This window comes from Leptospira kirschneri serovar Cynopteri str. 3522 CT (genome assembly GCF_000243695.2).
GTDB lineage: Bacteria > Spirochaetota > Leptospiria > Leptospirales > Leptospiraceae > Leptospira > Leptospira kirschneri.
The window spans coordinates 87,679-108,117 of the sequence record NZ_AHMN02000013.1; the positions used below are offsets into that span (position 1 = coordinate 87,679).

At 36.4% G+C, this 20,439-nt stretch carries 15 protein-coding genes; 7 read left to right on the forward strand and 8 right to left on the reverse strand.

The features are described from left to right. Window positions 1–344: 344 nt before the first annotated feature. The 3 genes from LEP1GSC049_RS211210 (at window position 345) to LEP1GSC049_RS211200 (ending at window position 6,456) form a co-directional block, all read left to right on the forward strand. Window positions 345–2,192, forward strand: coding sequence for a chloride channel protein (locus tag LEP1GSC049_RS211210; protein WP_004767782.1), 1,848 nt, complete (start codon window positions 345–347; stop codon window positions 2,190–2,192). 483 nt (window positions 2,193–2,675) lie between these two features. Then, on the forward strand, window positions 2,676–4,751 hold the full coding sequence (locus LEP1GSC049_RS211205) for a DUF4139 domain-containing protein (RefSeq protein WP_016561068.1): 2,076 nt from the start codon (window positions 2,676–2,678) through the stop codon (window positions 4,749–4,751). Window position 4,752: 1 nt separating this feature from the next. Then, window positions 4,753–6,456, forward strand: coding sequence for a mucoidy inhibitor MuiA family protein (locus LEP1GSC049_RS211200; RefSeq protein ID WP_004751494.1), 1,704 nt, complete (start codon window positions 4,753–4,755; stop codon window positions 6,454–6,456). Window positions 6,457–6,459: 3 nt separating this feature from the next. On the opposite strand, the gene LEP1GSC049_RS211195 is transcribed toward LEP1GSC049_RS211200, so the two are convergent. The 6 genes from LEP1GSC049_RS211195 to LEP1GSC049_RS211170 all read right to left on the reverse strand — a co-directional run bounded on the left by LEP1GSC049_RS211195 (window position 6,460) and on the right by LEP1GSC049_RS211170 (window position 11,932). After that, entirely contained in the window at window positions 6,460–7,596 is a 1,137-nt protein-coding gene (locus LEP1GSC049_RS211195; protein ID WP_004762268.1) for a vWA domain-containing protein, read from the reverse strand. A gap of 368 nt (window positions 7,597–7,964) precedes the next feature. Continuing rightward, the gene (cobC, locus tag LEP1GSC049_RS211190; protein WP_004771873.1) at window positions 7,965–8,549 is read right to left on the reverse strand and encodes an alpha-ribazole phosphatase; all 585 of its coding nucleotides are present in this window, start codon (window positions 8,547–8,549) and stop codon (window positions 7,965–7,967) included. Beyond that, a complete protein-coding gene (locus LEP1GSC049_RS211185; RefSeq protein WP_004762244.1) occupies window positions 8,534–9,331 on the reverse strand; it encodes an adenosylcobinamide-GDP ribazoletransferase in 798 nt (265 codons plus the stop codon). Before LEP1GSC049_RS211185 ends, cobC begins: the two co-directional genes overlap by 16 nt. Further along, complete coding sequence (gene cobT / locus LEP1GSC049_RS211180) at window positions 9,328–10,362, reverse strand: nicotinate-nucleotide--dimethylbenzimidazole phosphoribosyltransferase (RefSeq protein ID WP_004751407.1); 1,035 nt, start codon at window positions 10,360–10,362, stop codon at window positions 9,328–9,330. The genes LEP1GSC049_RS211185 and cobT overlap by 4 nt, the downstream gene beginning before the upstream one ends. Window positions 10,363–10,388: 26 nt before the next feature. Continuing rightward, window positions 10,389–11,213 (reverse strand): LIC_13355 family lipoprotein, encoded by an 825-nt coding sequence (locus LEP1GSC049_RS211175; protein WP_004751460.1) that lies wholly within the window; start codon window positions 11,211–11,213, stop codon window positions 10,389–10,391. 71 nt (window positions 11,214–11,284) lie between these two features. Beyond that, entirely contained in the window at window positions 11,285–11,932 is a 648-nt protein-coding gene (locus LEP1GSC049_RS211170) for an LIC13354 family exoprotein (protein ID WP_004758467.1), read from the reverse strand. A gap of 746 nt (window positions 11,933–12,678) precedes the next feature. Between LEP1GSC049_RS211170 and LEP1GSC049_RS211165 the strand changes: the two genes are divergently transcribed. Continuing rightward, window positions 12,679–14,022, forward strand: coding sequence for a flavin monoamine oxidase family protein (locus tag LEP1GSC049_RS211165; RefSeq protein WP_016561010.1), 1,344 nt, complete (start codon window positions 12,679–12,681; stop codon window positions 14,020–14,022). A gap of 148 nt (window positions 14,023–14,170) precedes the next feature. Here LEP1GSC049_RS211165 and LEP1GSC049_RS211160 read toward each other — a convergent pair whose 3' ends face one another. Further along, on the reverse strand, window positions 14,171–16,306 hold the full coding sequence (locus tag LEP1GSC049_RS211160; protein ID WP_004751551.1) for a toprim domain-containing protein: 2,136 nt from the start codon (window positions 16,304–16,306) through the stop codon (window positions 14,171–14,173). Beyond that, window positions 16,303–17,691 carry a DNA gyrase subunit A gene (locus LEP1GSC049_RS211155; RefSeq protein ID WP_004751627.1) on the reverse strand — a complete coding sequence of 463 codons (1,389 nt, stop codon included), beginning with the start codon at window positions 17,689–17,691 and terminating at the stop codon, window positions 16,303–16,305. The genes LEP1GSC049_RS211160 and LEP1GSC049_RS211155 overlap by 4 nt, the downstream gene beginning before the upstream one ends. Before the next feature lie 76 nt (window positions 17,692–17,767). Between LEP1GSC049_RS211155 and LEP1GSC049_RS211150 the strand changes: the two genes are divergently transcribed. Genes LEP1GSC049_RS211150 through gltX form a run of 3 tightly spaced genes read left to right on the forward strand, consistent with a single transcriptional unit; the run spans window position 17,768 to window position 20,371 of the window. Next, entirely contained in the window at window positions 17,768–18,037 is a 270-nt protein-coding gene (locus LEP1GSC049_RS211150) for a hypothetical protein (RefSeq protein WP_004751635.1), read from the forward strand. Beyond that, window positions 17,928–18,809, forward strand: a complete 882-nt coding sequence (locus tag LEP1GSC049_RS211145; protein ID WP_411773724.1) for an LIC_13346 family putative lipoprotein — start codon at window positions 17,928–17,930, stop codon at window positions 18,807–18,809. Before LEP1GSC049_RS211150 ends, LEP1GSC049_RS211145 begins: the two co-directional genes overlap by 110 nt. After that, a complete protein-coding gene (gene gltX / locus LEP1GSC049_RS211140) occupies window positions 18,806–20,371 on the forward strand; it encodes a glutamate--tRNA ligase (RefSeq protein WP_004751399.1) in 1,566 nt (521 codons plus the stop codon). Before LEP1GSC049_RS211145 ends, gltX begins: the two co-directional genes overlap by 4 nt. Window positions 20,372–20,439: the final 68 nt, after the last annotated feature.

The following is a 20,439-nucleotide window of genomic DNA, read 5'->3' on the forward strand; positions in this document are numbered from 1 at the left end:
AAAATGTGGGAACTCATACACAAACTATAATACTAAAAACTTGTAAATTCATACAATGTGATGGTTTTTGTGGGAACTACTACAATTTTTAATTGTGAAAGAACGGTTCAAAAAGTCAATAAGTCTACTAAGCGACGTAATCTGTATGGATTTATACGTAGCACTCTAGAAATAAGATTTTTCCAAGTCTCCTAATTGAGAAAGAGTGTTTTCTACTAAAAATTTTTATGATGTCTTAAAACGGCGTTTTGAAATACAGTTAAATTTTAGAAAATACTTTAGAAATTTAGAATGTTCTTTTTTTATATTGGAACCGTTTTTTTGATTTTATAGGACGCCTACCGATGAACAAAATAAAACGACCCATTTTTCAAATCAGTGGAAGAAGATCCTTATACTTTTACTGTATCATTACAGGGATTGTTTCTGGATTGGGGGCGTTTCTTTTTTCCAGAATTCTAGCCGTATGCGAATATTTATTTTTAGATAGGGCGGCCGGTCTTTCTCTTCCACACGCTTCAGGAGAATTTTTAATCGATTCAAACGATGTTTCTTATTGGGAAATTCCTTTTTCGGATGATTATAGACCTTGGCTTTTATTTTTTCTTCCGATCATAGGAGGCCTACTTACAGGTTGGATCGTAAATCGTTTTTCACCCGAGTCCGGGGGAACCGGTTCGGATGCAATGATTGATTCTTTTCATAATTTAGAAGGAAGAATGAATCCAGTTGTTTCATTGATCAAATCGATTGCTACCGTCTTCACTCTTGCAAGTGGGGGGAGTGGAGGGAAGGAAGGTCCGATTTCTCAGATTGGAGCAGGTTTTGGGTCTTTGCTTGCAACTCTCTTAAAAGCGGGAGCAAGAGCGAGACGAACTCTTTTACTTGCCGGAACCGCGGGAGGTTTAGGTGCAATATTTCATGCTCCATTGGGTGGAGCTTTGACTTCGGTGGAAATGATTTATAGGGAAGATATAGAAAGTGATTCTTTGATTCCTTGTATCATCTCTTCGGTTTCGGCTTACTTAGTATATTCTGCCTTGAACGGTTTTAATACTGTATATCGGGTTACGAACACTGAGTTTTCAAGATATACGGATCTAATTTTTTATTTAGGTTTAGGGGTTCTCTGTTTTTTGTGCGGAGACGTTTTTATCCGAATTTTTAGGAAGGTCCAGTATTTCTCTGCACGTTTGAAAATTTCTCCTATCATCAAACCCGCATTAGGTGGTATTTTTGTAGGAACGGTCGGACTTTTTTTGCCAGAGACAATCGGAAGCGGAGCGGGAGTACTTCAAGTCGTTTTAGATGGAAAAGATCCGGTCGGAAATCAGGGAATTCTTTCTTCTATGTTTGAAAGTAAGGGTCTTTGGTTGGTCGCGTTATTTTTTATTTTGGCTGGAATGAAAATTCTCACCACGTCGTTTACGATCGGCACCGGAGGTTCCGCTGGAATGTTTGGACCTTCTTTGTTCATAGGTGGGATGTTAGGCGGAGGTGTGGGGACTCTTGCCAAAATATACGTTTATCCGGATCTTTCGGTTACTTCGTTTATTTTAGTCGGTATGGGAGCTTTTTATGCGGGTGTGGCAAGTGCTCCGATTGCGGGAATGATTATGATATGCGAAATGATTGGAAGTTATGTGTTGCTTCCTCCTTTGATGGTGGTTTCGATTTTAACGTTCGTATTGAGTCATAAATTAAGTCTATATCGGGCGCAAAAAGAAAATAGATTTCAATCTCCCGCACATTTTTGGGATATGAATCGGGACTTTTTAGAAGAAATTCAGGTTAAAACTTGGAAGAGTAGATTGCGTACGATTGCGGTGACCCACGATCATATTTTACTTTCTAAAATAGAAGAAGAGGCGTTGAAGATTCAAGCGAGCGATTATGTGGTTATAGATCGAAATGACCGATATTTGGGAATTTTATCTCTTAGAAAAGTAAGACACACTTTAGAATCGAGAGACGTTATCTCTAACTTGATTACGGTAGGAGACGTTACGGATATATCTGTACCTTTTGGAAAACCAGAAGATACGTTAACCTCTATTTTAAAAATTTTAATCGATCGAGATATGGATAAAATTGCGATCGTGGAAAGGGATCGGTTTATCGGGTATTTTCGTTTTGCAGACCTCATGAAAATATATTTTGAAAATATATTTCCGAAAAGTATAAAATCCTAAAATTCTTTTTCGAAAGATATAACCTTAGTCTTTAAGTTTGTAGGAACAATTTTCTTTTACGAAAGACCGGAGCGAACTCGAAATCTGTAGAAGTTCTCGGCGATAACTTTTAATAATCAGAGTTTTTGAAAAATTTTTTAGTTTAAATTAACAAAACTGCTTCAATCGACCGTTTCTATGAAACAGAAGCAGATAGAGAATTAATTTTTCAACAACTCTATTGAAAAAACGCTCAAAAGCAGGTAAACTTTGTTTGCTCGTTGTTGTGAAAATAAAAAATAAAAACTTGTCCCAAAAACCGTCCAATGTGGGAACTCATACGAAAATTTAACGATCTTAGAATTGCTTGAAATTTCGCAAATTACCAAATGTGACGGTTTTTTAGGAACGCTACATTTTATTAAAAATTTCTAAAGAATGATCGTTTAAATTCTTTGAAGTTTTAGGACAAACTCTAAATCGTTTTCAGGAGATGAAAACAGTATGCTAAGATTGATTTTACAAACTTCGATTGGAAAAAAAATATTTTTAAATCTGATCTTAGTCTTTTTCATCTTAACGGTTTCTTCAGTGAAAAGTGAGGAAGAAAGTGAAGATCGAACTACTATCGCTGAGACTATCGAAAAAACGGAACCTTCTCGAATTCAATCCGTGACCTTATATTCCAGCTTTGCTTACGTTACTAAAAACCTCAGAACCAAGATAAAAGCGGGAAGTTCCGAAATTTATCTAGGAGAAATTCCAGGTAGAGTTGCGGAAAGAACGGTTTCGGTTCGTTTTCCGGATTCTTCTAAAAAAATTAAGATACTTGGAATTCGGAGTAAAATTCGAATCGAAAGAAAAGCAAGAACGAAGGAAATCGCTTCTCTTTTAAAAAGACAAGAAACTCTTAATGATCAAATTGAACTTCTGAGTCTCGAAATTCAAGAGTTAATCGCAGAAGAAAAAACGATCATAAAAATTTCTCCTATAATTAGAAACGGATCTTCTCCTCAAGAAGAAATTGCTGATCCGGAGTTCTTATCCGGATTTCAAAAACAATATCATGAATATCTAAATCAATTATCTCTAATGCGTCAAAAAAAATTAGAAGTTTTAGATAGGGTTCGTGAAGAAGGTTTGGTAGTGGACGCTCGTTTAGATTATCTTGGTCGATTGGAAGTGAAACAAAAAAAGGAAATCTATTTAGAAGTGGAAACTTCCGAAGATACTGAAACTTCAATCGAATATAAATATTTAATTTCAGGGGCAAGTTGGTATCCTAAATATTCTCTTCAACTTACGGATGAATCCAAAAACGGTCAATTGAGTTGGTTTGCACTCGTTCGAAATGATACGGGTGAAGATTGGGAAAAGGTGAAACTTTTTTTTACAGCCTCTAATCCGGATTTAGATATTGATCTTCCGATCGTAAGAGAATGGAGAATTCGAACCCAGGTTTCCGTTGAAGATGAAAAACAACAAGAAGCTCAGGACTACTCAAACGAAGATATAAATATAGCGGCTGCAAAGGAAAGCGGTGAATATAAAAAAGAGGAGGTCCCTAGGAAAAAAAGCAAACGAGCCGCTTCCAAAGCGGACGGTTATACGCACAATACATCCGCTAAAAACGTTCAGGCTCCGATTAAACAATCACGTCAGATCCTTCAAGATAATTATTCCAATCGGCAAAATTCAATTAAAACTGAAGATAATCTCAATCAACTTAAAAACGATTTAGCAAATCAACAAGATAACTTCAATGATGGTAGATATGATCAAGCAAACTACTACGGACAAGAAGCCCTGAAAAAATTTTCTAAACTTTCAGATTTTTCGCGCAAAGAACTCAGTTCGATCGAGACATATACAGAAGAACTTCTTCGCAAAGGAAGTCTAATTCTTTCTTCCCAAAAAGTTCCGGGTGGTTTGATTCCACCTACTCTTTTAGAAGGTTTTGATTATCAATACACTTCCGGTATCTCAGAGACAATTCCCTCGGACCGATCTTTTAATAAGGTTTTTCTAAAGAAAAAATCTTTTGTTTTAAGTCCTGGTTATTTCACATCTCCACTTTCTGGTTCTGGAGCTTATCTGACGGTAGAAACTTCAAATTCGGAAGGAGAACCTTTGCTTACGGGTCCTATGGAAGTTTTTTCCGGAAACACTCTTTTGGGGAATACTGTTCTTAACACGAGTAAACCAGGTGAAAGGATTCGAATGGAACTCGGTCAGGATCGAGATATTCTTGTAAATCGAAGAGAAACCTCTTTTGAACAAAAGGAAGGGATGATTTCATCCCGCACAAAAATTAAATATAAAGTGAGTATTGAAGTTAGAAATCGTAAAAAAAGAAATGTTACGTTAACTCTGATCGATCGTATTCCTTACACGGTGGACGACAGTGTTGAAATCAAGTTTGAATTTGGAAAGGATATTCCAATAAAAAATGAAGAAGGAATTTTGACTTACAATATAGAACTTCCTTCTGGAGGGAAGAAAATTATAGAATTTGAATATTCTGTAGGTCATCCGTCAGAAAATAGACTCATTAAAACTCCTGGCTCCGGAGGATATTAATATGAAAGATTTAATATATAAAACATTTAAAATTCCTGTCTTTAAATTCAGTTTTATTTTATCAAGAAGTTGTAACATTGAATTTTTTCGAGATAAGTTCTTGTTTTCTTTGTTCTTGATTTTTATAAATTTTTCCTTAAATGCAAAAGAAATAGAATTAAAAATCCAGGACGTAACCTTATACGAGTCTTCTGCTGGAATTTTAAGAAGTGGTAAAATAGATTTAGAACCTGGAATGAACGAATTCGTAATCAGAAACTTACCAATTGCGCTTCAAGATGAATCTTTGGTTGCTTCGGTGGAAGTCCCAGGAGCCTCCGTTGTCGGTTCCAGTACTTGGGTAGAAACCGGATCTATCATTCACAACGAAGAAGCTTTGGAGTTACAAAAAAAAATACGTGCTTTGGAAAAGGAAATCGAAGTTTACGAAAGCAACGATTCTAATCTTAAAAATTTGAAAAAGATACTTATAGATACTAGATTAAAACTAACGGAAATGATTTCCAAAAATCTATTTTACAAAAAGAACGAATCCGATTCTAAAAAATGGTTTCAGACTTTTTCCGGAAATCGACAAGCCATTCAAACTCTGTTGAGTTCTAATCAAGAAGTAAGTCGTACAATCAAAGATCTTAAGAAAAAACTTTCAGAGTTGCAAGATAAGATGAACGTGGTTCTCTCCTTATCCGAAAAATCCTCCAGGATTACTAAGATCCTAGTTAGTTTTACAGGAACTGAAAAAAAGGAAGGAAAATTGAACCTTACGTATCAATCTGGAAAGGTTTCTTGGAAACCATTTTATTCGGTTAGTATGGATGGAAAAGAAAAGATCGAATTTGAATATCTCGCAGAAATCAATCAAGAAAGCGGAGAAGATTGGAAGAATATTAATCTTTTATTATCTACTTCCAGTCCAGACGTAAGTGGAAGGAGACCTCGTCTTTCCAGTCAAAGGTTATACGATCAAAAAAAACAAACCAACAAGGATGGGATTGTCGCCGTCCAAAGTCAAAATTTAACGGAAGAATTGAACGTAGCGCCGGAAGTGGAATCTCCCGAAGCCGAGATGACCGGACGTAGTGAAGAATCTGGAAGTGGTTTTTTATTTCGTTATTCTAAACCGGTTACTCTTCTTTCAAGGAAAGAATCCAAAAAAATATCCTTGGCTTCATTTATGACAGAGGCGACATTTACAACTTTATACGTACCCTCTTTAAAACGTTATCCGCTCATTAAAGGAATTTTTAAAAACGTATCCGGATTTCCTATTCTTCCCGGAGAAGTTGTAGTATTTCGTCAAGCTGGTATGGTGGGAACGTCTAACTTTGGTTATGTTAGTCCCGGAGAAAAAGCTGAAATTTCATTCGGTTCTGAAAACGAAATTAGAGCGATCTATAGAAAAGAATCTAATCAAACCAAAGAAGGAATTCTTTCTGGCACTAAAGTGATTGAAAAGTCGATCCGAGTGGAGTTAGAAAACTTCGGAAAAGAATCCAGGATGATCTCATTTCAAGAATCGATTCCGGTTTCCGGAGTAGAAAGTGTAAAGGTTTTTATCGATTCTAATACCACGTCGGGCCATTCGGAAATAAGAAAGGATTCCGGAATTTTAGAATGGAGACTGGACTTAAAACCGAATCAAAAACAAGAAATTAAACTTAAGTACAAGGTAAGTTTTCCAGCGGAATTTGACTTAAACCTATGACGACTAACGTATTTCTTCTTCTTTTGAAATTTCGAGAGGAGAAGGAATTCCTGTCATATCCCAAAGTTCTAAAACTCCGATAAGAGAATTTTGTTTCGGAATTTCAATCGTAATCGTTCCTTTACTTTCGGAAACGTCAAAACACGCACTTTTATTTAGGATCAGGGTTTCGGGAGAGGAGATTCTTTTTGGGCCTAAACTTTGATGGGAAAAATTCTTTTTCTGTTTTAGGTTGAATATTACACAATTGTTTGGATTGTTTTTGGCTTTAAAACCGAAGTCGATCGTATATTCTATCATCGAATCTGATTCTTGGTTTTTATGAATCTTTTCAAACCATACCATTAAATCATTGTTAGGTTTTGTGTTCGGATCGTCCGGTCTTTGAAACGTTTCCTTTGTAATTGTAGAGGAGGGATTCTTAAGAGAATCTAAAGCGGTATAAAAAGAAGAATCGTCTTCGATACTGAAATACTTCCCGTCTTCTGTGAGAGCTTTCATCTGCAATTCCTCATGGGGCTTGAGCCCGAGACCGAGGACATGAAATCGAAATGGGATTCCTTTTTGTTTGAGCGTTTGAAGTTCTTTTTTAGGATCTCCGTAACAACTTTCCACTCCGTCCGTCACTAAGATAATTTCGGTTTCCTTTTTTCTCTGCGAAATCAAGTTTCCTGCGATTCGAATTGATTCCGCGAGAGGGGTAGCGCCTGAAGGAGTCAGACTAAATAGTCGGTTTTTGAAAGTGTCGTGATTTCCCACTTCTAAAGGCTGATACAATCTTGAGGACGAACATCCTGGAAGCCTATTTCCATAGGCTAAAAAACCGATTTCAGTTTCTTGCGGGAGAGTAGAGATATAGCGACTAACGTGTTTCTTCGCTAAATGTATTTTTTGATAAATTCCCAAGTATTCGTTCATAGATCCAGAAGCATCTATTATGAACAATTGGGACGGTGTTTGATTTTCTGGAGATATGTTTGTTCCAGTTACTAAAATAAAAAATATAAATCCGATAAAATTCGGTAACCTTTGTAAAAACGCAAAATGTAAGATTTTCTTTATCAAATTTAAGAATTTAGAGTTACGGCAGATGATCTTGTCTAAAAAATAGAACAAAATTTTAAAATGTATTTTAGTCATAAAATGGATCGAACCTAAATTTTGAAAAAATTATATGTTAAAAAATTCATCTATTCTATATCTCAGAAGTAATTGTTTTGTAAGTTTTTATTAGAATTGTTAAAAAATTCCATAGTGGCGATTGACAAAACTGTTTCCATGAAACATAAGAAGAACTAATCGTTCAACAACTCTATTAATAAATATATTATAATATCATTAATTTTGTATTTAAAAGATAAATTCTATCTAAAATCAATAAAAAATCTTAAAATTCGAAAGTTCGTTCTGTTCGTCATACTTTTTTAGTAAACTGGTAAAGGGTATTAAAATTTTATGAACAGACTTTAAGAATTGTATCGGTAATTCGAAAAAAAACTATAGCCGACTTAAACATTCCAGAAGATTAATTTGGAAAAAAAATTCATTCCGTCTCTTTCTACGAGAATTTTGTTTATGGAACCGTAGTTCAGATCAAAATAAAATCCGCGTTCTAACGGTATATTTAAAAGTTTGCAAAGAACGGTTCTAATGACTCCTGCGTGGGTAACGATCCCGATTTTTTCGTCCGAAAAAGAATGTAAAATTTTATCTAAGAATTTAGAAACCCTTTCGTATAACCCTTGATAACTTTCTCCGTCGGGAACTCTAAAATTTACAAAATCCTTTGCCCAATAAGAATATTCGTTTTTTGGAATTTCGGACCAAAACTTCCCTTCCCAAGAGCCAAAATTCAATTCCATCAATAGATTTGAATATTCTAATTTAATTGTATAATGGTCGTTTAGGAATTCGGCTAATTTTCGGCAACGAATACTCGGACTAGAATAAATTTGGTCGAAAACGACATTAATTTTTTGAAGAACGGATCGGAATTCTAAATGAAAGTCGGAGATTAAAGGGACGTCCGTTTGGCCGTAACAGATTCCTTGTGGAATTTCTGGAGTGGTATGTCGGATTAAATAAAGTTCCATGAAACTGTAATTCCTAAATAGAATAAAAGTTCGGTTCCTTGTTGCATAAATCCAAGACAATCTCCCGTAAAACCCCCGATCCATTTATTAAAATAGTTTTTAAAATAAAAAACGAATATAGAAGAAAGAAAAAATCCCAAAAGTATATTTGGGATTTGGTTTTGGAATCGGTACGAAAAATAAATGGCAGGGAAACATCCAAAAAATGTAGAAAGGGCAAAGTCAAAAGGAGGTAATTTTTTAATCATCGGTTTAGATTTAGATAGATAGTTGTCTCTTGCGTAAGGGATTAACATCATCAAGAGTAAGGCAAACCATCGGCTTGCGGAGTGCGAAAACCAAGAGGTAAATAAAAAGATCTCAGGAGAGATTTGAAAGAGATTTACGAGTAATGAATATTTAAGACCTAAGGATAGAATCAAACCTATGGAACCAAACGTTCCGATTCTGCTGTCTTTCATAATCTCTAAAATTTTTTCCTTACTCCAACCTCCGCCAAAGGCGTCGCAAACGTCTGCAAGTCCGTCTTCATGAAAACCCCCTGTAATCAAAATACTGAGGATCATTCCAAGGATTATGGAAATTTCGATCGGTAAAATCCAAGAAAGAAAATAGGTAGTATAAGATGTTCCCGCAGAAACGATCCAACCGATCAAAGGAAAATAACGTGAAGATCTAGAAAGTGTAGATTCAGAATAAACGTAAAATGGAAGAACTGGAAGTCTCGTATTGAACATCCAAGAAGCACAGAAACGGTTCCATTCTTCTTGGAATTTATTCAAAGTTTTTGATCCACTTTTGCGGATTCGAAAGAAGCCATTTCTTTTAAGAAAGTTACTGCGGATACAAGGATCGGAAACGCGATTGCACATCCAGTTCCTTCTCCGAGTCTGAGACCTAAATCAAGAAGAGGTTTTATATTCCATTCTTCTAATAAATAGGAATGACCGGGTTCGACGGATTTATGACAAAAGACCGCATTTTGTAGAATGGAGGGTTCCATTTTCTGGGCGATTAAAAAAGCCGAAGTTGAGATAAATCCGTCGACTAAGATGATTCTTCCTTTTTTTGCGGAATCGATCATAGCCCCTACCATCATGGCGATTTCAAAACCTCCGAACGTTTGTAAAACGTCAAAAGCGGTTTTTAAATTGGTTTTATGTTTTTCAAAACATTCTTTTAAAATTTCAATTTTTCTCTGAAATCCCTGATCGTTTAACCCGGTTCCTTTTCCGGTAACTTCTTTTAAGTCTTTTTTCAAAATACTTGCAGTAATCAGACTTGCTGAAGAAGTATTTCCAATTCCCATTTCTCCAAACCCAATTACATTACAATTTTCTGATACTGATTTTGTGGAAATTCTGGCTCCGTTTTCTAAAGCTTGATTACATTCTTCTTTTGTCATGGCCGGTTCTATTAGTATGTTTTTAGTTCCGAATCCTACTTTAGCGTCTATAAAATCAGAATTAAGAGAAACGGTATCAGGAGGAAATTTGAAATCCACTCCCGCGTCCACCACTTTGAGTTGGATGGAATTTTGTTTGCAGAATGCGTTGATGCCTGCTCCTCCATTCAAAAAATTGAATACCATTTGATAAGTGACTTCTTTTGGAAAAGCGCTAACTCCGGATTCGGCAAGACCATGATCACCTGCGAAAACGAGAATATGAGGATTTCTTAATTCTGGGGAATCGGTATTTTGAATCAGGCCGATTTGAAGTGCAATTGATTCAAGCGTTCCTAAAGAACCTGGAGGTTTTGTTTTTAGATCAATTTTATTTTGTAATTTTGTAGAAAGTTGGTTTTGATTCAAAGGGAACTCCTATTTTTTTAATATTGTTAGTTTAGTTGTTTTGCTATGACTCCATCGATGTCTGGATTTTCATTGGCTCCAGGAATTGGAAGAGCAGGAAGAATTATTTTTGCCGAGGTTAACTTTACGTATAAAAATCCGTTGTTCTGAATATCTGCTCTGAGCGCTACACTACAGCCTGTTCCAGAGTTTCCGAAGTTTGCATCTCCTAGATCAAAGCCGTCTCCTCCTCCTATGTTAAACAAGGAAGCGGAATTCATAGGGTTTGTAATTTGATTATAATCTACATATTTCAATCCGGCAAAACGTAACCAATTAGCCGGATCACTAGAAAACGCGCCACCTCCGGTATAAATAGGATTCCAACCACACCAATTAGTTTGATCGTTACTTACTTCCACAATGACAGGTTCTAAAAAGACAGTGTTTGGATTTCCACCTTGTTGGAATGGGTTTTCAAAAACGATAAAATCTGTTCCGACCGTGTTCTGAACTTTTTTACCGTTCCAACCTAAAATTAATGAAGCTCCAGCGCCGCTTGTATCCAAAGTAAAAACGTCAAGGGAACCATTAAAATTTCCAAGTCCTAGAACTCCGTCGACCGCGCAGTGAGAATCTTGAAAACCTGTACCAGTATGTGCTAACGCACTTATGATTTCTTTTGCATTATAAATTCCAACTTGGTCGATTGCAAATCTATCTTTGCAAGGGCTTACTTCAGGAGTTTGTTGTTGGGCTTGAGTGAGTAAAAGTAAAGCGGCAAGTTTTTCTGAATCGTCAGATGAACTTTCTTTACACGAATAGAAAAGTAGGAACAGAATAAGATTACAAATGAAGATATTTTTTTTCATAGGTTTAAAAGATAAAATTAATATTTAATATATGCGAACGACCTCGGATCGTTCGCATTTGTCTAAAAACTTTAGTTAGTTTGAATTTCTAAACGACTCCAAGGAGCAGGGTCAAATCCACTGTTCAAACCACATCCAGCATTAATGTTGGTGGTATCGGAGAAGTAATCCAAATTATCTGCTTTAGCTTGTTCTAATGTATTCTGATTATTTACACCGGAAAGATCAGGGCAGATATAGTAATAACCATCTTTTGAAGTCCAACGATACCAAGCGAATTTTCCTTTTGAAAAAGAAGAATCTTGAGTGAATTGAACATAGACTACTTTTTTAGAACGATCGATTTCGATGACATCACCGATTAGTTTACTTGCTCCAAAACCGGTATCTCTTATTTCTCGAGTCATTTTAGTTTTAGTGATAGTGTATTGTCCTACTAAGACAGTTCCGTTTTCGTTAAAAAGGTCTCCGGCATAACTCTTGGTTCCATTGAAGTATTTCCAAGTCCCTTCGATTTCCCAATAATTTTGAATTGAAATTCCAAGAAAAAGAAGCAATTCGTCGTCATTGTTTTCTTTTGATTGAGAACAATTCAACAATCCTAAAATAAGAAAAGTTGAAATTAAAAGTTTCCAATATGGTTTACGTTTCATGTAATCACCTATAATTTTTTTTGTAGAAAAGAAAACGGATTCTAAATTTAGAATATTCAAATTCAATTTAGAACCAGTCTAAGCGAAAACGATTTTTTTTATGATGGATATTTCCGCTCGGACCCCTCCGATTTCGTCTTTCGGGGCCCCATCGCGGATGCAAGAAAATGCAGAAGCGAGTATCGAACGGTCCCTACCTCGAGGACGTGTTCGCGGGGAAGATCTGGCTGATCGATTCAATTTAGAATCGAATTCACAGTTGCGGGTCAGCGTGGGAATTACACCCAACTTCCTCCCTGAAAGCTTTAAGGACCAAAGGAAAATGGAAGCTTTTTCTATGCAAGGTTTTTTCTGAGAAATTGACTTAAAATAACTTCAAAGAGAATAACTAAACTTCACTAAGAGTCTGTTCCAAAATTTTAGAATCAAAATCATTTTTGAGTTTTTAATGAAATGTATGAGTTCCCACAATTTCTTAAGGTCTTGATTTATCACAGCAGTTCCTACATTCCGAACAATCCTGAAACAAAATCTGTTGGACAAAATGTACTTTATGGGATTGAAAAATTTAAAGTTTGTCTCAAAACCTTTAAAAAAAAATGAATTTTGTTAAAAATTATCCTGTAGTTTTAAATCAAACGGAGTGGTAGTTCCCACAAGTTTCAAATGGTTTTGATTTTGAGAAGATTTATTCGTAGTTGTAGTAGTTCCTACATTTTGAAGTTTTAGAATAGGTTCTTAAAATCTTTCCTAAAAAAACAAATTTTTGACCGAAGATAAATAAGGAATCGACACTCAAATCGGACAAAACAATGAAACTAAGCAGATCGGAGTTTATCAAACTCGGAGTTTTAACTGCGGCTGGAATCTCCGGCCTTCCAGGAATAAAATTAAGTGCTCAAGGAACATCGTCTCGCAAAACAGTAATCGTAATGGGAGGCGGGATTTCCGGTTTATATGCTTCTTATCTTTTGAGTAAAACCGGAATCAAGGTTCAACTTATCGAAGCAACCGATCGACTCGGCGGAAGGATCAGAACCGTAAGAGATGTAAGCGGAAACTTTTTGGATTTAGGCGCCGAATGGATTCAGGCGGAACATAGAACTGCAAAAAGTTTAATTCGAGAACTTGGGTTAAAAACGACCGAATTTGAAGTTCAGTCGGATTTGTTCTTTGGGTCTTATCGCAAGTTCGGAACTTGGGACATATCCCTTAAGTCTCAGGAAATTTTAAACAAACTCGTTCAAATGAATTCTAAAATCAATTCCACTCAACAACAAGAGTTAGATCGAATTAGTTTTTATAATTTCTTAAATTATCAAGGAATGAGTTTAGAAGATTTGAATATTTTAAATTTTAAATATTCTTTATATTATGGGGATTCTCTCCGTTCTTTATCAGCGCAAAAGGTTTTATCGGATCTAGTCAACTTTCCGAAATACAATACTCGTGTAGAAGGTGGAATGGAGGCGTTGACAAGGGCTTTAGTGTCTTCTCTGGAAAATACGGAAATCATTTTTTCGGATCCGGTAGTTTCTGTTTCTCAAGGGGAAGGTAAGGTGACCGTGACTACCGTCTCCGGAAAAAAAATAGAAGGGAACGCCTGTATTTCTACGTTACCCGCAAATCAACTAACAACAATTCAATGGGACCCGGAGTTAGATAAGGAAAAAAAATTATCCGCTTTGCGGATTCGATATTCCAGAATATATAAGATTTTTTTAATGCTTCGAGAGGCTCCTTGGATCAGGGGAAATTTTTCTGCGTATTCAGATTCTGTCGCCGGTTTTGTCTACGACGCTGGAACCAAGGTTAACTCGGAAGATAAGATTTTAGGAATGATCTCAACCGGGGATCGATACGACGTATTAGCTTCTTCTACCGACGCGATGAAAGTAGAATACATCCGTCTTGCATTGGAATCTTTAGGACAAGGTAAAGAACTACAAGTTCTTAGGATTCAAAGTAGTGAAACTTCTCAATCAAAATTTGTTCCAACTGGAATTGCAACGTTTCCACCAGGAAGTTACGGATCGATCATTTCGCTTTTAAAACTGATGGATCGTATTTTTTTTGCAGGGGAACACACAGCAGAATTAAACGGAACTGTCGAAGGCGCTCTTGCCTCTGCGATTCGTGTGGTCAATCAGATTTGATTGGGAGCTGAAAGCGCGGTCCGGCACAAAGCCTGATTCGCCCGAGCTTTCTTACGCTGTCCTAAAAACTAGATACAAAAAAATAGATTGAGTAAGGTCTTTCTATAAATTAAAATATTTGAATATACTTTTAAATTCGCACAAGAAATCAGTCTTCGATTACGCTCATCGCATATTCTGAAATTGCGTCCCTTCTTTGTTCTGCATAATCCTTATGAAACCAAAGGCTTTGGATTTTAGAGGCTTCTTTTTTGTTTCCGATCGTGATTTTAGTCATACATTCTTCGACCGCAAACTTCATCGCTTCTTTACCGGTTTCACCAAGACCCTTGTTTCTTTTTTTACGAGTGATTTCTCCGCCACCTTTTTCCACTCGTTTGATTAGATCTTCGTAATCTTTGTCATCAATGCAGAAGATGGTTTCTTTTTTCTTATCCCCGAATTTAACATCTACTTCGTAAAGAGGAGCGCTGGAAATATGAATAAAACCAAGTTCAAAAAGTTCCGGCCAGTATTCATAAAAGAAAGAAAGCATTAAAGAACGAATTGCATAACCATCAAAATCCGCATCTGTGATAATACTTACCTTTTCGTAATTCAGTTCATCTAAAGACTTTACTTTTTGATCTAAAGGAAGTCCAACGATTGCGACTATGTTTTTCAACTCTTCGTTTGCGATTGCTTTTGCAATGCTCAAACCTTTACAGTTGAGAGGTTTCCCTCGTAAAGGAAACAAACCGTGCAATTTAGGATTTCTGGCAGGACGAAGACCTGCGATTGCAGAATCTCCTTCTGCAACGAACAATACTCTTCCAGGATCGCCTTGTTTTCCAGTAGGTGGCATAAGTTTTGGAATGTTCATCCTGCTCGCTTTTTTGAGACCTTTTTGAGCGTCTTCAAAAGCTTTGAGTTGAGTGCGTTTTTCCATCTGAAGTTTGATTTCTTCCAAAAGCCCAGTCTTTTTGATAAACTTATCCAGATGTTTATCCACCGCGTTTCGAATGTCTTCGTTTAGGTCGTTGATCAGATACGATTTATCCTGAGATTTAAAACGTGGATTTAAAAGTCTCGCGTTCACATACATATGAAAACAATTTCTAACATCGTTGCGAGTGGAGCTAGTTTTGAGTTTTTTCTCAAGGGCTACGATCTGACTTTTTTTACGGACTTCGTCACAAATTCTATTTTCTAAATATTCGATCGCAGAACCACCTTGAGGTGCAAAAATAGAATTTACCCAAGTTAGATTTTTATTCTGACCGATTACAAGATAAGTTTCAAGATGAAGTTGAGAAGCAGAACCCGGAGCGACATAGTCCATTTTGTAATAAACAAGATCAGAATGGGAAAAAATCTCATCGAGTCCTTTTTTGAACTTATACTTTTCTTTTTTACCTTTAAAAACAAATTGAACTTCTAGACCCGGATTGGTCATTGCAATATCCTGAAGATATTGTTTCATTAAATCTACGTTAAACGAAATATCTAAGTTGTTGAAATATTTAGGATTGAGTTCGAATTCTACAGAGGTTCCATGGTCTTCTTTAGAAGCCTTTTCGATCAATTCCTGCATATTCGTTTTCTTTAATAAAGGCGCGAGTTTGTCAATTTGATCCTTGGTAAGGAGATTACAATCCGTGAATTTTCCGTGTTCGTCAAAATAGAGAAATACACGTTCTGTATCTTCTTTAGAAAGTTTGTAGGAACGGATTTGTTTTTTGACGTCGTCATGAACTGTAAAAAGTTTTTTGAATGAACTTCCGTTGTTCACCGTTTTTACTTTGAAGTAGTTGGAAACCATTCTTACGAGAGAAATACCAACACCGTTTTGACCTGCTACGTGATCTTGTTTAACGTGATCGTCAAAATTTTCACCATACATTAAATGAAGATAAACGCCTTCCGCGTTTGCGGCTGGAATCCCACGTCCGTTATCCGCGATCGTTACACATTTGCGATCGGAGGAAAGTTGAACGATCAACTTGGACATCTTATCTTTTTCTGGAATCGATTTGTCTTTTTGATTTTTACGGTATTCGTCTACCGCGTTCATACAAGCTTCATCCAAACATTTCAGTTTGGCAGGAACGTCTTCTAATTCTTCGTGAACGATCTCGTATTTATCTTCATTGTTTTTACGAAAGAAATGTTGTTCAAATGTGGAAGCGGAATTTTGTCCCAACCACATACCCGTTCTCATTCGAACGTGTTCTACATTAGATAACTTTTTAAAATTTCTTTCTTGGGATGATTTTTCTTTAACTTTGGTTTTATCGTTGCTCATACTTTATCCCATTTGTTTTGAAGTTCTTCCAACTCGGTGATCATAAACTCGGTCAATTTTTTATCTTCTTTGACCAGTCCTTGATAACGGGCCAGAGTAGTTTTCGCTTCTACGATTGCTTCTTCACATTTTTTGACTTCTTCGATGGTCATTCTGTAGACTGGGATTGTAGATAACCATTCAAAGTATTTGAATTTAGAAGTTTTGAGTTTTTCCTCAAAATCTTTTTTGGATTTGATCCCGATTACTTTTTCGTTCCATTTCTCTTTAATAAAACGAATTAGTTCTGAGTTTCTTTCGATTTTTTCTTCTTCTAAACCGGAAAGACGTTTGAATCTTCGTATAAGATGTGTTTTGCGGAAATCGCAGAAACGTTTGATGATTTCTTCCGGTTTGAAATTTTTTAACTTACCGTCGTAGGTGATTACGTTCATCGCAAGAGTTTGAACGTCTTCTTTGTTGAAAAGAGCCATGATTTCTTTTTGGCTCGGTTTTTCGCCTTTTTTATATTGAAGTTCAATTCGAAAGGTCTCACTGGAATAATCCACATAGTCCTTTAACCAGGAATCTTTTCTTTCTAAAATGTCATCGAGTAAGGAAACCACTTTTTCTCGGTTCCAGTTCATTGGAGAATCGGTAAGATAAAGAATGTCTCCTTCCCATTTAAACGCGAATGTGGTGGACATCGTGATATTGCCCGCCTCGGTTTCGGCCATCTTTACCTCGCCTTTGAAATCTTTATACCAAGGTTTTAGAGAAAGAGGTTTTTTACTTTTGAGATAATTGATTTGAGACTTAACAATATCTGCAAGCCTGTGACCCGGAATAAAACAACGAAAACCAGTTGCAATTCCTTGAATATTATTGAGAAGAACAATCGGAACTTTTCCAACAAAGTGAATCGGTTCCTCTTCTGTCTCGTCGTAGTTTTTAACGTAATCAATATCCGGTAAACTTTCGAAGAATCCTAAATCTTTTACAAAGTCCGAAAGTTTTACTTCCGTATAACGAGGAGAAGCGATTGCACTTGGATCTAAGACGTCTCCGAAAGTTCCTTCGCCTGAAACGAGTGGAATGTTGTTCGCAAAAGTGAAGTCTTGCGCCATTTGAGAAAGTGCGTCTTGAATGGATTTATCACCGTGAGGATGGTATCCCATCGCGAGACCTGCAACTTTTACGGTTTTTGTATAACGGTTTCTTGCGTCCGAGTTCCACATTGCCCAGAGAATTCTTCTCTGAACTGGTTTCAGACCGTCAATTTCGTGCGGAATTGCCCGGGAATCACATACATAACGAGAATATTTTCTTTGATCGTCATTAACTTGATCTTCAAAAGGGCGTTTTGGAAACGATTCTTTTGATTTTGGTGGATTGGAATTCTTCATACGGTTTTGGCCAACGAAATTCTACAAGACTATCCTGTCAACGATAAAAAATTGACCGGATTAAATTACAGTATTTTTGAAACGAATATTTGAACAATTCGCTTTCGGTCACTTTGCTTATCGGACCCCTCGTTTTTGTAAAGAAAGTTTCGTTTTTGGGATTTTCCTTGCACGTTTTTTGAAAAATCAAGATTTACAATTCAATGAAAACCGTTTTCAAATTTTTGCAACTGCTTTTGAGTTCCTTCAAGATTTTAAAAGTTCAAGTACTTATCGGATGTTTTTCTTTGATTCTGTTGCAGTGTGGGAGTATGCAAGAGATCTTATGGACGAAATCTGTTTCTGATCGTTATACGTCTCGAATTTTTTTCGTATTGTCTCCATTTGTATCTTCGTATTACAAATCTTCTAGTTTTCAAGTCCGTTATATCATTTTAAAATCTGAATCTGGAAGTGAAGATGAAATGATTCAAGGAAATTTAAAATACTTGGAATTCTCCGAAAGAAATGAACCGGAAAACGCTTTATTAGAAGTTTTCGAATGGAAAGGTTCCATGGTTCGAAATCCAAGAGATCATCAAAAGATTCGTTTTTCTCCTAAGTTTGTGACTAAACGAATGAAGGCTTTTTCCGTAAAATCGGAAACGTTTCAATCGAAAGAGGAAGTTTTTGAGGACGTAAAAAAAGAATTCGTCATGGATGAAAAAGTAGGACTTAGAGAAACCGAAGAAGTGAGGGTAATTCCCGGAATTGGAACTTTGCAGTGGAAACATAGTTTGAAAGGAATTTTAGTCAAGGTGATGCGGACCGAATTTGTTTCCGCAGACGGAACGGTAAGTTCTTCGGGAGATTATGATTACGATTCTCTTGAGTATCCTCTCGGAATTGGATTGAACGGAACAATTCCGATTCTTCCCATTCGAAAAACGGAAATTTATACGGAATATTATTGTTTGGATTTTCCTTCCGAGGTTGATTTGTCAGTTTTGACTAAGAATGAAATCAAAAAATCCGTTTCATTTTACGATCTAATTGCAAATAAACCATTTACCATAGCGGCCAATTTCAAAAATTATCCTATCATAAGAATTTCCAACGAGAAGAATCAATTCCCATGAATCAAAGCAAAGAAGTTCGTACCCGATTTGCACCGTCTCCTAGCGGATTTTTACACGTAGGTGGAGCGCGAACCGCTCTTTTTAATTATTTATACGCAAAGTCTCAAGGCGGAAAATTCATTTTAAGAATCGAAGATACGGATCAAAACAGATCTACGGAAGATTCTTTTAAAATCATATTAGAATCTTTGAAATGGTTGGGAGTACATTGGGACGAAGGTCCTGAGGTTGGGGGAGAATACGGTCCTTATATTCAAAGCCAACGTTTGAATATTTATAAAGAATATACTGAAAAACTTCTGAAGGAAAAAAAGGCCTATCGTTGTTTTTGCACTCAAGAGGAATTAGAAGCCAAAAAAAAACAATCGGAAGCGATGGGAGTTCCCTACGTCTATGACGGACTTCACGCGAATATGTCCGACGAAGAGGTGGAAGAAAAACTCAGACAAGGAATTCCTTATTCGGTTCGATTTAAAACTCCTTCTAAAACTTTGATCATCAACGACATCATTCAAGGAAAAGTGAAATTCGAAACAAAGTTGATCGGCGATTTTATCATCGTTAAGTCCGACGGATTTCCTTCTTATAACTATGCGGTTGTAGTAGACGACGCTCTTATGAAAATTACTCACGTGATCCGAGGAGTAGGTCATCTTTCTAATACTCCGAGACAGATATTATTATATGAAGCGCTCGGTTATGATATTCCGGAATTTGCACATGCTTCCGAAATCGTTGGGATGGATGGAAAAAAACTTTCTAAAAGAGCTGGAGCTACTTCGATTTTAGCGTTTAGGGATTTAGGTTATTTACCTGAAACGTTTCGAAATTATATGGCTCTTCTAGGATGGACTTCTGCAGACGGAAGAGAGTTTCTTCCTGGAGATGAACTCGAAAAAATTTTCGACGTTCATCGTTGTTCTAAATCTCCTTCTACGTTTGACGTATTTAAAAAGCCGAAAGGTAATGATGAAGAAGTTGTTACTAACTTTTCGGATTTAATTCAAATCGCGGAAGCGATGAATCCTAAATCTAAACTCAATTGGTTGTCCAATCGAACCATTCGAGATTTGAATATATCCAAAGTACTGGAAGGACTTCTTCCTTTCTTGAAGGATAGAAACGATATTCCTTCCGAAGTTAAAAATATAAACAATCCAATCCTTACTTCTATCGTCGAATCTGTAAGAGTATATTTAGATAATCTAACACAAGCCCCGGATTATGTTGCGGAATTTTTTGTTACTGACTTAAGGATCCAGTCTGAAGAAGCGATCGGGTTTTTAAAAGACGGAGAAGGTCCTAAAGTTGTAAAGGAATTTTATGAAACATTGAAGAATTCCGATCCAAAAACCGATGAGGATTATAAGAACTTAATGTCTAAAGTTGGAGAAACGACCGGGCAGAAAGGAAAAACTCTTTATATGCCGATTCGGGCGGCTACTACCGGAAAGTCGGCCGGATTGGAGTTACCGATTTTATTTCCTCTTTTAGGGAAGGAAAAGCTACTCCAAAGAATTGAAAAAACTTCAAAAGAAACCGGAATTTCGTTGTCGAATTGAAAAATCAGATGTATTTTCGTTCAAATCGTTTGGTTTTAGTTTGTTAGTCTGGAGACGCTTGCGGGAAC